This is a genomic window from Cytobacillus sp. MT66 (assembly GCF_058792595.1).
In genome coordinates, this window is the sequence record NZ_JBXAFB010000002.1 from 174,329 (window position 1) to 186,979 (window position 12,651).

Consider the following 12,651-nt stretch of genomic DNA (forward strand, 5'->3'; position numbering starts at 1 on the left):
GTGTTTAATTCCAAATCTTGAAAACCCATTTTATTTATTTTCGTATCGTGTTACGATAAGTAATGGCGGCCATTTCAGGCGCTATAAATCTGATGGGAAGAGAGGGCCGCATATGCTGGGAATTTTATCTGCTGGTATTGCTCCAGGCTTAGCATTATTAAGCTATTTTTATTTAAAAGATCAATATGATTCAGAGCCGGTCTTCTCAGTATTTAGAACCTTTATCTTCGGAGCCTTGCTTGTTTTCCCAATTATGTTTATCCAATACGTATTAGAAGTTGAAAATATATTCCAGTCAAGCTTTATCCATGCCTTTTTTTCGGCTGGGTTTTTAGAAGAATTCTTTAAATGGTTTATTTTATTTTACGCCATCTATCAGCATGAGGACTTTGACGAGCCATATGATGGCATTGTTTATGGTGCTTCAGTCTCATTAGGCTTTGCTACAGCTGAAAATATCCTCTATTTGATTGCACACGGAATAGAGCATGCCATTGGAAGAGCCTTGCTCCCTGTTTCCAGCCATGCCATATTTGGTGTAATTATGGGTTATTATATCGGAAAAGGGAAATTTACGGCAACCAAAAAAACAAAATGGCTGCTGGCTTCTCTAATTGCTCCTTTAATTTTGCATGGATCTTATGATTATATCCTTATTACACAAGAAAATTGGCTTCTTGCTATGTTTCCATTCATGATATTTCTCTGGTGGCTCGCACTAAGGAAGGTCAAAAAAGCTAGAGAATTAAGCGCAGAGCATCTAAATAATAATCTATCGGTGTAAGCTTTCTATTTTTAAATAGAGAGCTTTTTTTGTGCTTTCTTTTTGCCGGTGATCCCAAATCATTGAATAAAAATCCAGCTACTACAAAATATAGTGATAACGTTAAAAGAATACTTTGGAGGTAACAGCCAATGAATAAGAACATATTGAGAACAAAGGTATTTCTTATCGTTTTCTTATGTATCATGCTTATTCCGGTGAGCGGGATGGAGGAAACAGCGACAGCTTTTTCAAATCAAGTGATTCAGCAAGGGGCAGTAGGAGACGACGTTATCGAGCTTCAATCACGGTTGCAGTATCTTGGATTCTATAATGGGAAAATTGATGGTGTATTCGGCTGGGGTACATATTGGGCATTGAGAAATTTTCAGTACGAATTTGGGTTGGATATTGACGGAATAGCGGGCCAGGGGACAAAAGATAAGCTGGTTAAAGCATCCAAATATAATGAGCAATATGTAAAGGAACAAATCCGTAAGGGCAATAAATTCACCCATTATGGCGGAGTGGAGCTAAATCAGCAGACAAAGGGAGGAAATAAGACAAATCAGGCACCCGCGCAGCAGAATAATACCGCACAAAAGCCAACAGCGACAAATGTTCCGAATGGGTTTTCCCAAAACGATATTCAATTAATGGCCAATGCTGTTCATGGTGAAGCCAGAGGCGAGCCATATATCGGCCAGGTTGCTGTAGCATCCGTCATTTTGAATAGGGTGGAAAGCGCGTCTTTTCCTAATACGGTTTCTGGGGTGATTTTTGAACCGCGCGCATTTACAGCAGTTGCTGATGGGCAAATTTGGCTGACACCTAATGAGCAGTCAAAGAAAGCCGTTTTAGATGCAATTAATGGCTGGGATCCGACAGGAAATGCCATTTATTATTTCAACCCTGATACAGCGACAAGTCCTTGGATTTGGTCACGTCCGCAAATTAAGCAAATCGGTAAACATATATTCTGTAAATAGAGAGGTGATGAACAATGTTAAGAGGAATCATGATTGGGGTTTTAACGCTGGGTGTAGCGGGGGCCGCCTATTGGGGCTACCAGGAGCATCAAGAGAAAAATGCTATCTTAATTAATGCAGAAAATCAATACCAGCGGGCATTCCACGATTTAACCTATCGAATCGATCTATTGCACGACAAAATAGGTACCACCTTGGCAATGAACTCGCCTAAATCATTATCACCAGCTTTAGCAGATGTCTGGAAATTGACATCGGAGGCACATGCAAACGTCGGCCAGCTTCCATTGACACTGCTGCCTTTTAATAAGACGGAGGAGTTCCTATCTAATATTGGGGATTTCAGCTATAGGGCAGCGGTTCGGAATTTGGATAAAGAGCCGTTAAATGATAAGGAGTACCAATCATTGCAGCAGCTTTACAAGCAATCGGAACAAATTCAGAATGACCTCCGAAAAGTCCAGCATATGGTTCTGAAAAATAATCTACGCTGGATGGATGTGGAGGCAGCGCTTGCATCAGGGAAGGAAGCAGGGGATAACACCATTATCGATGGTTTTAAGACGGTTGAAAAAACAGTAAGTGAATATGGTGATACAGAATTTGGACCTGCGTTTGTAAATATGCAGAAAGAAGATGAAAACTTCCAGTATCTCTCCGGAAAAGAAATCAGCAAAAAAGAAGCCGGGGATATTGCGAGGAAATATGCAGGCTTTAAAAACCCAGTAAACGTGCGTGTTACAGAAAATGGAAAAGGTTCTAGCTATGGGTTTTTCAGCGTATCAATACAGGATGAGAAAACTAAGCAGGAAGCAAATATGGATATTACGAAAAAAGGCGGATATCCAATTTGGTTTATTGTTTCCAGAGATGTCAATAAACAAAATGTTAGCCTTAACGAGGCCAGCACCAGGGCAATTAAATTCTTAAAGGATAATAATTTTAAAAGCCTTGATCTATTTGAAAGTGCTCAATATGATCATGTAGGTGTGTTTACCTTTGTTACAAATGAAAATAATGTACGTATTTATCCGGATTCCATTAAGGTGAAGGTGGCATTGGATAATGGAAATATCCTTGGATTTTCTGCTGAGGATTATTTAAGAACCCATCATCAAAGGGAAATTCCAAGCCCTGAGATTTCAAGTAAAGAAGCGCGCTCCACGATTAATCCAAATGTAAAAGTAATGGAAGAGCAGCTGGCGGTTATCGTCAATGACCTAAATCAGGAAGTCCTTTGCTATGAATTTCTGGGTACTCTGGGCAATGACACTTATCGAATTTTTATCAATGCAAAAAACGGACACGAAGAAAAAATTGATAAACTCAAAAATGCCGAGCAAATCTATGAAAACGTTGTTTAGGAAAAGCATGCGCTTTTCCTTTTTTGTTTGGTATAATATGACTAAAATACTATTAAAAGTCTATTGATGGTTGAAAGAGTGAGTCAGATGATTAAAGTTGGGGATATTTTAACCTTAGAAACGGGCAAAGGCGAAACGCATGAAAAATATAGATGCAAGGTTGTTGAAAAACAGCCTAACGTCATTTATATTGATTATCCCATTAACGTAAAAACAGAAAGAACAGTATTTTTGCTTGATGGAACACAGCTAAAAGCAACATTTGTGGCAGACGATTCCACAGCTTATTTTTTTGATTGCGAGATCCTTCGCCGGGTTAAAGCGAATATACCGATGATTGCCCTATCCTACCCAGGAAAAGAAAACCTATTGAAAATTCAGCGCCGAAGATTTGTCCGTATTGAAACATCCGTGGATATGGCGATACATCCGATGAATGGTGAATTTGCTCCTTTTATAACGGTTACTGAAGATATAAGTGCAGGCGGAGCTGCGATTGTTTCCGATAACAAAAAGCTGGTACCAGATACGGATGTAAGGACTTGGCTTGTACTGCCAATGCAAAATGGCGAAACACATTATTTAACTTTAACGGGCAAAATTATCAGATCCGTTGACCGACAAGGATTAAAGCCGCTTTTGTCTATTGAATTTGCTGAAATAACGCCAGCTGACAGGCAGCTTTTGCTCCGATTTTGTTTTGAAAGACAGCTTGCACTAAGGAAAAAAGGACTAGAATAAGGGTGTAAAGCTCCATTTTTAGGGAAATAGAATAAAATTTTCAAGATGCCCCTATACTAATTTTATATAGAAATTTTTTGGGGCGATTTGATGAAAACATTTGAAAGAATTTTAATAAAGGTTGTAATCATTCAATTGATTTTTTTACTGACAACACAGTTTTTTTTGCACGAATTAAAAATTTTTCCCGAATTGCTGCAGCTCAGCCAATATGAAGGTGTAACTGATGATAATTTCTCGGAGCTGCTGAATGTATTTAGAGGCCAGTCAGGAGGCAGGTGATTACACCTGCCTTTTTTTATTCCTTGTTAATATATTTTTCTTCACAAGCTAGTGCATTAAAAAAGGTTATTTGAGCCAGCATGTGATAAAATAAAATGGAAAGCTTAACCTGAACATAATAGTAAAATTTCAATTTCGAGGCTTTCCGAGGAGCCCATATGTTAAGCAGGCGGGCGCCTTGCGCTTTTCTTATAGGAGGTATTATGACAAAGAAAATTTCTATTGCTATTGACGGACCTGCTGCTGCTGGCAAAAGCACGGTTGCGAAAATAGTTGCCGAAAAACTCTCATATGTATATATAGATACAGGTGCCATGTATCGGGCATTAACCTTGAAAGCTCTTCAGAACGATATGGATTTGGAAAGTGAAGAGCTTTTGACCAGGCTGCTGGCTGAAACATATATCGATTTACAGCCGGGAAGTAAGGGTCAGCTAATTTTGCTAGACCAACAGAATGTAACGAATGACATCAGAAGCTCGGCGGTTACCAATGCTGTATCCATCGTCTCCAAGCATAAAATGGTCAGGGAAGAAATGACTGCCAGGCAAAAGGCATTTGCCAAAGACGGCGGCGTAGTTATGGATGGCAGAGATATTGGCACTCATGTTCTTCCAAATGCTGAAGTGAAGATTTTTCTCCTTGCTTCAGTTGATGAAAGGGCTATCCGCCGACATAATGAAAATATAGAAAAAGGATTTCCATCCGATTTGGAGAAATTAAAAGAGGAAATCTCCACAAGAGATAGACTGGATTCAGAACGCGAGGTAGCTCCATTGAGAAAAGCTGCAGATGCAGTGGAAATTGATACAACTTCTATGACCATTGAGCAGGTTGTTGAGAAAATAATGGCCTTGGCACAAGAAAGGATCGGATGGAATTGACGTTTTATTCTTTCGCAAAATCAGTTGTCTATGGCATCTTAAAACCTATCTACCGATTTGAGGTCATAGGAAGAGAGAATTTTCCTAAAGATGGCGGCGTGCTGATGTGCACAAATCATATTGATAATCTTGATCCGCCTGTTATTGGCATAAATGCCCCGAGACCTGTGCATTTTATGGCAAAAGAAGAGTTGTTTAATGTGGCTATACTAGGGAAAATGCTCCCTAATTTAAATGCGTTCCCGGTGAAAAGAGGCATGAGTGACCGTGAAGCATTAAGGAAGGGCCTTGCACTGTTAAAAGAAGGTCATGTACTTGGGCTTTTTCCCGAGGGCACAAGAAGCAAAAACGGCGAACTCGGCAAGGGTCTTGCTGGTGCAGGTTTTTTTGCTCTAAGGACGGAAGCGCATATTTTGCCGTGTGCGATTGTTGGCCCATATAAAGCTTTTAAAAAACTGAAGGTGATATATGGAAAGCCGATTGATATGAGTGAACTGCGGGCAAGGAGAGCATCTGCTGAAGAAGCCACTGAATTAATTATGAATGAAATCCGCAAACTGATAAATGAGCATCGATAGGCTTCTTGCTTGACAAAAGGAACTGTTTATAAGAAGTTAGTTAAAAGGCAATCTTTATCAATTAGCTGGGTTGGATTAAGGAGGAATACATATGACAGAAGAATTGAACCAAGTTGAAGTGAAAAATTTCGAGGTAGGAGACAAAGTCACTGGCCAAGTAACAAAAGTTGAAGAAAAGCAAGTCATCGTTAACATCAATGATAGTAAGCTTGATGGAATTATTCCAATTAGTGAATTATCAAGTCTTCACGTTGAAAAAGCTGGGGATGCTGTTTCTGAAGGCGACCAGCTTGAACTGGAAGTACTTAAGGTTGAAGAGGAAGCGCTTATTCTTTCCAAACGTAAGGTGGATGCTGAAAAATCATGGGCAGCTCTTGAAGAAAAGTTCCAAAGCGGCCAAGTATTTGAAGCAGAAATTAAGGATGTCGTCAAAGGCGGATTGGTTGTTGATCTAGGTGTCCGTGGATTTGTACCTGCTTCATTGGTTGAAACTTTTTATGTAGAAGATTTCTCTGAATATAAAAACAAGACAATGACCTTCAAAATCGTTGAGCTTGAAAAAGAGAAAAATCGTTTAATCCTTTCTCATCGTGCTGTTGTTGAAGAAGAAAAAGAAAAACAAAAAGGCCAAATTTTAGATTCCATTGAAGCTGGGCAAGTATTGGAAGGAACTGTGCAAAGAATTACTGATTTTGGTGCGTTTGTTGATATTGGCGGCATCGATGGACTTGTGCACATTTCTCAGCTATCCTATGAGCATGTTGACAAGCCTTCAGACGTTGTACAAGAAGGACAAAAGGTACAGGTTAAAGTTCTTAGCATTGACCGCAATAATGAAAGAATTTCCTTATCTATCAAGGAAACATTGCCTGGGCCATGGACAGATATTGCCGAAAAGGCACCAAAAGGCAGCACGCTTACTGGAACAGTCAAGAGAATTGTGTCTTATGGCGCATTTGTAGAGGTATTCCCAGGTGTTGAGGGTCTAGTTCATATTTCGCAAATTGCTCACAAGCATATAGCAACACCGCACGAAGTATTAAAAGAAGGCCAAGAGGTTCAAGTGAAAGTTCTTGATGTGAATGAACAGGATCAGCGGCTTTCATTAAGCATTAAGGAGCTTCAGGAAAGAGAAGAAGATTACCCATCAGATTATGAGCTTCCTGAAGAAACAAAAGGTTTCCAGCTTGGCGAAATGATTGGTGATCAATTAAAGAATCTGAAAAAATAATGGTGATAAATCGTGTCCAGATCTAAACGCAAGTGGGATCATATTCAATTAGCCCTGGAAACAGGACAGGAAAGCCAAACAGGCTTTAGTGATATTACTTTTATCCACCAAAGCTTGCCTGACACTTCATTGGAACTGGCGGATTTAACTGCAAAGATTGGCGAACTTCGTTTGAGTTCGCCAATTTTTATCAATGGAATGACAGGCGGCGGCGGGGAACGAACATTAGAAATTAATCGCAGTCTTGCTATTGCCGCAAGAGAGCTTGGTTTAGCAGTTTCCGTCGGATCGCAAATGTCCGCTATCAAGGACCCGGCTGAAAGAAAAACCTATGAGGTAGTAAGAGAGGAATTTCCAAACGGCATTATTATCGGAAATCTTGGCAGCGAGGCGTCGATTGATCAAGCAAAAGCGGCGGTTGATATGATTGAAGCTAATGCTCTGCAGATCCATTTAAATGTAGTGCAGGAACTGACCATGCCTGAAGGCGACCGCGATTTTTGCGGTGCAATAAAAAGAATTGAAGCCATTGTAAACCACGCAGGTGTGCCTGTAATTGTTAAAGAAGTGGGCTTTGGAACGAATAAAGAGGCCGTTAGTCAGCTGCAGTCCATTGGGGTCACAGCTGTAGATGTAGGCGGCTTTGGCGGAACTAATTTTGCCCGCATCGAGAATCACCGGCGAAAATCAGCCTTAACCTATTTTGATGACTGGGGAATTCCTACCGCTGTTTCAATTGCTGAGGCTAGACAGGCAACCGGTCAATTATCCGTGTTAGGTTCTGGAGGCATTCAATCGTGCATGGATATTGCAAAGGCTATTGCTCTTGGAGCGGATGCTGTAGGTGTTGCCGGGTATTTTCTAAAAATCCTTATTACCGACGGTATAGAGGCGTTAATTGAGGAAATGAAAGCTATTCATGATGATCTTGCTATTATTATGACAGCATTAGGAGCAAGAACAATCAATGAACTTCAGCAAGCGCCGTTGATTATTGCTGGAAGCACCCATCATTGGCTAAATGAAAGAGGCATTCCTACAATAAAATACAGCCAAAGAACGATCAGATAAAGAGCTCCGGATTAAGGGAGCTCTTTTTTGCCGTTCATAAAAATTTATGCTTTTAATTTTTGGTAACTTGCTTCTATTTATAACTTATTATTATTAAGGTCTCTTGCTTCCTCAGGACTCTGCATTTTTGTTGCACCTTTGTAGTGTAATGCCTGATCACGATCCGATTCCACTCGTTTGCTCTGTTTTAGTTTCTTTTCCTGGCGATCATTACCCATCCAAAACACCTCCTCTTATTAAGATGGAATGTAGTGATTGATTTTATTCGGCCTATCGACCTTTCTTCATGAATAACCGATTAAAGTACATACAATCGTGCAATAATGGGGATGATAGGAGGTGGAGATATGGAAGGAATAACATTTTATTTTATTTCCTGGTGTTTTTGGATCATTTCTACTTTTTTCTTGAAAAAAACCAGTGCCATCCGGCTGAAGCTTTCCCTTTGGCTGATGCTAATGATTATTTTAGCACCTCATACAGTCGCCATATATTCTTTTGAGATATCTTTAGCTGCCATTTTTATGGTTTTTTCTTTGGTTATAATGGCTAGTAAGCTTAAAGGGGTAAAAATCATCTCTTTGCTGATTTCCTCTCTTATTATCATGCTGGCCTATACTTGTTTTCATTTATTTGCTATGTTTGATCCTGTATGGGTCATTTTCCCAAAGGACTGGATGCTTGCTATTTTGCTTGTTTCCCTTGCATTTCTACTGCAGGATAAAGGATGGGAGAGAATCTTTATTATTTTTATGGGAGCCCTTCAGGGTGAGTTCTTGTTTGCCTGGGTGATTGGAAAGTATCCATTTCCTTATACAATTGGGTCCTTTGCTTTCTTAGATACGATTTTCCTTTCTGCTATTATTCTTTCTGTATGGCGGGTAATTGAGCTTCTTTCAATTTTCCTAAGCAGGTACATCAATCCGATTGAAAAAGGAAAACAAAAGATTTCGTAAAAAGGGCTATTTTCTCGGCCGTTATGTTCATGCTTGCGACAAGTGATTTGCTTTGGTAAGATAATGAAGTTATCCCTTCTATTGATTAGGAAGGGTTTATTTTCTATATAAGGAATATTAGCAAATGGTTTCGGATAGGAGGCTGCATTGGCGGATAGCCAAGGAACGATCCTTTGAAGAAATCGGTGCATGAAAAAAGGAGTGATGTTCATGGCAAAACCTGTAGTTGCCATTGTCGGACGTCCAAACGTAGGTAAATCAACAATTTTTAATAGAATTGTTGGAGAGCGGGTTTCCATTGTTGAAGATGTTCCTGGTGTTACCCGGGATCGAATATATAGCTCAGCTGAATGGCTGAATTATGATTTTAATATTATTGATACTGGCGGTATCGATATTGGTGATGAACCTTTCCTGGAACAAATTCGCCAGCAGGCCGAAGTGGCTATCGATGAAGCAGACGTCATCATTTTCTTGGCAAATGGAAGAGATGGGGTGACCGCTGCAGATGAGGAAGTAGCCAAAATTCTTTACAAATCTAAAAAGCCCGTGGTTTTAGGCGTCAATAAAATCGATAATCCTGAAATGAGGGAGCATATCTATGATTTCTATGCCCTTGGCTTTGGCGAGCCTTTTCCGATTTCTGGGGCGCATGGTCTGGGTTTAGGAGACCTGCTTGATGAAGCAGCAAAATATTTTCCAAAACACGGCCAAAAGGATTATGATGACGATACAATCAGATTTTCTTTAATTGGACGTCCAAATGTCGGGAAATCATCACTAGTTAACGCCATCTTAGGTGAAGACCGCGTAATTGTCAGCAATATTGCCGGCACAACGCGGGATGCCATTGATTCTGAGCTTACTTATAACGGTGGGAAATATGTCATCATTGATACAGCTGGGATGCGCAAAAAAGGGAAGGTCTATGAAACAACTGAAAAATATAGCGTCCTTCGTGCGTTGAAAGCTATTGAACGTTCCGATGTAGTTCTTGTTGTTCTTGACGGGGAAGAAGGAATCATTGAACAGGACAAGCGGATTGCAGGCTATGCTCATGAAGCCGGCAGGGGTGTTATCATTGTCGTTAACAAATGGGACGCGGTTGAAAAAGATGAGAAAACCATGAAGGAATTTGAAAGGAAAATCCGTGAGCATTTTCTTTTCTTAAGCTATGCGCCTATCTTATTTCTCTCTGCCAAAACGAAAAAACGGATTCATACGCTAATACCTATGATTAATACAGTCAGTGAAAACCATGCGTTAAGGGTTGAAACTAGTGTATTAAATGACATCGTTATGGATGCCGTTGCCATGAATCCTACGCCGACTGATAAAGGGAAACGATTAAAAATATATTATACTACACAGGTTGCTGTTAAACCGCCGACATTTGTTATATTTGTGAATGATCCTGAGCTGCTGCATTTTTCCTACCAGCGATTTATTGAAAATCGAATTCGAGATGCCTTTGGCTTTGAAGGCACACCAATAAAGATCTATGCAAGGGAAAGAAAGTAAAAAACGTATGCAAAAAGCGGGTGATCGTATGGATAATAACAGGGAAAGTATTGCGGTAATTGGGGCTGGAAGCTGGGGGACTGCTTTAGCTATTGTTTTAGCTGATAATGGCCACGATGTCAGGCTATGGGGACATAAACCAGATCAAATAAGGGAAATTAATGAGCATCATACGAATAAAAAATATTTGCCTGATATTGATTTGCCTTTGGGGATTCGCGGATATTCCTCGCTGGAAGAGGCCCTTAATGGTGTAAATACAATGGTCTTAGCCGTCCCAACTAAAGCTATTCGTGAGGTCTTAGGCAAAATTGTAATGATCATTACTGAGCCTGTAACCATTGTACATGTCAGCAAAGGGATAGAGCCAGATACGCTTATGCGAATTTCTGAAATGATTGAACAAGAGGTTCCGGAGCACTTGCTGGAAAGCGTTGTTGTTTTATCCGGCCCAAGCCATGCGGAGGAAGTTAGCTTAAGACACCCGACGACAGTTACTGTTTCCTCAAGGAATATGGATGCTGCTGAAAAAATTCAGGACCTATTCATCAATCAGCATTTCCGTGTATATACAAATCCCGATATCATTGGTGTCGAGATTGGCGGGGCGCTAAAAAATATTATTGCCCTTGCGGCGGGGATTACCGATGGACTGGGCTATGGCGATAATGCTAAGGCTGCCCTTATCACACGCGGCCTAGCAGAGATTGCCAGGCTTGGAATGAAAATGGGAGCAAGCCCCCTTACGTTTTCGGGACTGGCTGGCATTGGTGATTTGATTGTCACGTGTACCAGTGTCCATTCAAGGAACTGGAGAGCAGGGAATTTATTAGGAAAAGGTCAGAAGCTTGATGAAGTGCTTGAAAATATGGGCATGGTTGTAGAAGGGGTAAGGACAACTAAAGCGGCAAAACAATTGGCAGAAAAATATGATGTAAAAATGCCGATTACCGATGTACTCTATGATGTCCTTTTTAAAAATGTTAATGCAAAAGATGCCGTGGATTTATTAATGTCACGAGGCAAAACTCATGAAATGGAGGATCTGACCAACCTCCTTCACGATGAAAATGAGTAAAAATGGCTGAAATTCGATAATATATTAGAAAAATAGGCATTCGAGGATGCGAGTTGGCTCCTTTTAGCATACAATGCAACGAAGCAAACTGGTAAAATGAACAGGGAGTTTGGGTTATTTAGTCACTTCGCCGAGTTAAAGAACTGCCCCTTCTTTAATTCGGTTTTTTTAACTTTGTGGTATAATACATTTGGTAAAGGAGCTAAAGAGTATGTCCCCTGGATTAATGAAAATGTGGATATCCCTGGGTTCAATGGGGTTAATGACTTTATCTATTATTTTAATCTATTTAAGCCGTTATAAACTAAAGAACAGTGTTTTAAAAATGATTTCAGCTATAATAGCTTATGCATTTATGGTTGTATCCGGAATTATTATTTTTCTTGTTGTCTTTTCAGGACCCGTACCAGAATAAGCGTATTTAAAAAATACATAGTTTTAAAGGTTGATGAAGATGAAAAGAGGATTACAGTTACTTATTCTTAGTCTGTTGGCTATCCCTTTGTTAGCTGGATGTATGTTTCCAAAGGAAAAATTGGCACAAAATCAGATTGCCTATGATGATCAGGTACAAGCTGTGCAAACAGCCGTTAAGCAGTATCAGGAGGAAAGCGGCGGCCTGCTGCCAATCAAGACAAGAGATCAGGAAACACCTATTTACCAAAAGTATCCCATTGATTTCAAAAAATTAATTCCTAAATATATGGCTGAAGCGCCAGGAAACGCCTATGAGTCAGGAGGCGTGTTTCAATATGTTCTTGTAGATGTGGAAGATGACCCGAAGGTGAAAATTTATGATTTAAGAATTCCTGAAGCGATTCGTGATATTAAGCTGAGAATTGCCGCTCTAGGGTACCCTCCATATAATGAGCAGATAGCAGACAATGTTTATACATTGGATTACACAAAAATTGGCTTAAAGGAAGCTCCATCTGCACAAAGTCCTTACAGCCAATTAGAGCTTCCATTTGTAGTTACTCCAGATGCACAAGTGTATGTTGATTATACACCAGATCTTATTGAAGCCTTAAAGGGCCAAAAAACTCAAGTAAAGCCTGGGAAGGATATTCGCCATCTCCTTGTTGAAGATTCATTGTTTGTTCCGGCATATTCGCTGCCGTATACCCTTGATGAAACAGGGAAAAAGCCAGTTTTTCTTGAAACGCAAAAATAAAGTGCATAAGTTTTCTTAT

The 12,651-nt window shown here is 40.0% G+C and carries 15 protein-coding genes; 14 read left to right on the plus strand and 1 reads right to left on the minus strand.

From position 1 onward, the window contains the following. The first annotated feature begins 112 nt into the window (after window positions 1-112). The 9 genes from prsW (at window position 113) to fni (ending at window position 7,903) form a co-directional block, all read left to right on the plus strand. The gene (prsW, locus tag AC1Q59_RS04090) at window positions 113-784 is read left to right on the plus strand and encodes a glutamic-type intramembrane protease PrsW (RefSeq protein ID WP_492364514.1); all 672 of its coding nucleotides are present in this window, start codon (window positions 113-115) and stop codon (window positions 782-784) included. A 131-nt stretch (window positions 785-915) separates the two neighbouring features. Continuing rightward, window positions 916-1,752 carry a spore cortex-lytic enzyme gene (gene sleB, locus AC1Q59_RS04095; protein ID WP_492364515.1) on the plus strand — a complete coding sequence of 279 codons (837 nt, stop codon included), beginning with the start codon at window positions 916-918 and terminating at the stop codon, window positions 1,750-1,752. A gap of 14 nt (window positions 1,753-1,766) precedes the next feature. After that, window positions 1,767-3,116: a germination protein YpeB gene (gene ypeB / locus AC1Q59_RS04100; protein WP_492364516.1), complete on the plus strand. Its 1,350-nt coding sequence runs from the start codon at window positions 1,767-1,769 to the stop codon at window positions 3,114-3,116. Between the two features lie 87 nt (window positions 3,117-3,203). Further along, complete coding sequence (locus AC1Q59_RS04105) at window positions 3,204-3,857, plus strand: flagellar brake protein (RefSeq protein WP_492364517.1); 654 nt, start codon at window positions 3,204-3,206, stop codon at window positions 3,855-3,857. Between the two features lie 90 nt (window positions 3,858-3,947). Then, a complete protein-coding gene (locus tag AC1Q59_RS04110) occupies window positions 3,948-4,139 on the plus strand; it encodes a YpfB family protein (protein ID WP_492364518.1) in 192 nt (63 codons plus the stop codon). Window positions 4,140-4,342: 203 nt separating this feature from the next. Beyond that, entirely contained in the window at window positions 4,343-5,023 is a 681-nt protein-coding gene (cmk, locus tag AC1Q59_RS04115) for a (d)CMP kinase (RefSeq protein WP_492364519.1), read from the plus strand. Then, entirely contained in the window at window positions 5,020-5,601 is a 582-nt protein-coding gene (locus AC1Q59_RS04120; RefSeq protein ID WP_492364520.1) for a lysophospholipid acyltransferase family protein, read from the plus strand. The genes cmk and AC1Q59_RS04120 overlap by 4 nt, the downstream gene beginning before the upstream one ends. Before the next feature lie 91 nt (window positions 5,602-5,692). Continuing rightward, a complete protein-coding gene (rpsA, locus tag AC1Q59_RS04125; RefSeq protein ID WP_492364521.1) occupies window positions 5,693-6,832 on the plus strand; it encodes a 30S ribosomal protein S1 in 1,140 nt (379 codons plus the stop codon). A 12-nt stretch (window positions 6,833-6,844) separates the two neighbouring features. Next, the gene (fni, locus tag AC1Q59_RS04130; RefSeq protein WP_492364522.1) at window positions 6,845-7,903 is read left to right on the plus strand and encodes a type 2 isopentenyl-diphosphate Delta-isomerase; all 1,059 of its coding nucleotides are present in this window, start codon (window positions 6,845-6,847) and stop codon (window positions 7,901-7,903) included. A gap of 77 nt (window positions 7,904-7,980) precedes the next feature. Here the strand turns inward: fni and AC1Q59_RS04135 are convergent, their stop codons facing one another. Then, window positions 7,981-8,121: a YpzI family protein gene (locus AC1Q59_RS04135; RefSeq protein WP_492364523.1), complete on the minus strand. Its 141-nt coding sequence runs from the start codon at window positions 8,119-8,121 to the stop codon at window positions 7,981-7,983. A 129-nt stretch (window positions 8,122-8,250) separates the two neighbouring features. Between AC1Q59_RS04135 and AC1Q59_RS04140 the strand changes: the two genes are divergently transcribed. The 5 genes from AC1Q59_RS04140 (at window position 8,251) to AC1Q59_RS04160 (ending at window position 12,632) form a co-directional block, all read left to right on the plus strand. Beyond that, window positions 8,251-8,859 (plus strand): YphA family membrane protein, encoded by a 609-nt coding sequence (locus AC1Q59_RS04140; RefSeq protein WP_492364524.1) that lies wholly within the window; start codon window positions 8,251-8,253, stop codon window positions 8,857-8,859. Window positions 8,860-9,069: 210 nt separating this feature from the next. Continuing rightward, window positions 9,070-10,380 carry a ribosome biogenesis GTPase Der gene (gene der, locus AC1Q59_RS04145; RefSeq protein ID WP_492364525.1) on the plus strand — a complete coding sequence of 437 codons (1,311 nt, stop codon included), beginning with the start codon at window positions 9,070-9,072 and terminating at the stop codon, window positions 10,378-10,380. Between the two features lie 28 nt (window positions 10,381-10,408). Then, window positions 10,409-11,458, plus strand: coding sequence for an NAD(P)H-dependent glycerol-3-phosphate dehydrogenase (locus AC1Q59_RS04150; protein ID WP_492364526.1), 1,050 nt, complete (start codon window positions 10,409-10,411; stop codon window positions 11,456-11,458). A 211-nt stretch (window positions 11,459-11,669) separates the two neighbouring features. Next, the gene (locus tag AC1Q59_RS04155; protein WP_492364527.1) at window positions 11,670-11,873 is read left to right on the plus strand and encodes a DUF2768 domain-containing protein; all 204 of its coding nucleotides are present in this window, start codon (window positions 11,670-11,672) and stop codon (window positions 11,871-11,873) included. A 39-nt stretch (window positions 11,874-11,912) separates the two neighbouring features. Next, on the plus strand, window positions 11,913-12,632 hold the full coding sequence (locus tag AC1Q59_RS04160) for a YphF family lipoprotein (RefSeq protein ID WP_492364528.1): 720 nt from the start codon (window positions 11,913-11,915) through the stop codon (window positions 12,630-12,632). Window positions 12,633-12,651 lie beyond the last annotated feature (19 nt).

Coding starts and splice junctions, on each gene's coding strand:
- prsW (WP_492364514.1), top strand. CDS start 113: ATGCTGGGAATTTTATCTGCTGGTATTGCTCCAGGCTTAGCATTATTA.
- sleB (WP_492364515.1), top strand. CDS start 916: ATGAATAAGAACATATTGAGAACAAAGGTATTTCTTATCGTTTTCTTA.
- ypeB (WP_492364516.1), top strand. CDS start 1,767: ATGTTAAGAGGAATCATGATTGGGGTTTTAACGCTGGGTGTAGCGGGG.
- AC1Q59_RS04105 (WP_492364517.1), top strand. CDS start 3,204: ATGATTAAAGTTGGGGATATTTTAACCTTAGAAACGGGCAAAGGCGAA.
- AC1Q59_RS04110 (WP_492364518.1), top strand. CDS start 3,948: ATGAAAACATTTGAAAGAATTTTAATAAAGGTTGTAATCATTCAATTG.
- cmk (WP_492364519.1), top strand. CDS start 4,343: ATGACAAAGAAAATTTCTATTGCTATTGACGGACCTGCTGCTGCTGGC.
- rpsA (WP_492364521.1), top strand. CDS start 5,693: ATGACAGAAGAATTGAACCAAGTTGAAGTGAAAAATTTCGAGGTAGGA.
- AC1Q59_RS04135 (WP_492364523.1), bottom strand. CDS start 8,121: ATGGGTAATGATCGCCAGGAAAAGAAACTAAAACAGAGCAAACGAGTG.
- AC1Q59_RS04140 (WP_492364524.1), top strand. CDS start 8,251: ATGGAAGGAATAACATTTTATTTTATTTCCTGGTGTTTTTGGATCATT.
- der (WP_492364525.1), top strand. CDS start 9,070: ATGGCAAAACCTGTAGTTGCCATTGTCGGACGTCCAAACGTAGGTAAA.
- AC1Q59_RS04150 (WP_492364526.1), top strand. CDS start 10,409: ATGGATAATAACAGGGAAAGTATTGCGGTAATTGGGGCTGGAAGCTGG.
- AC1Q59_RS04155 (WP_492364527.1), top strand. CDS start 11,670: ATGTCCCCTGGATTAATGAAAATGTGGATATCCCTGGGTTCAATGGGG.
- AC1Q59_RS04160 (WP_492364528.1), top strand. CDS start 11,913: ATGAAAAGAGGATTACAGTTACTTATTCTTAGTCTGTTGGCTATCCCT.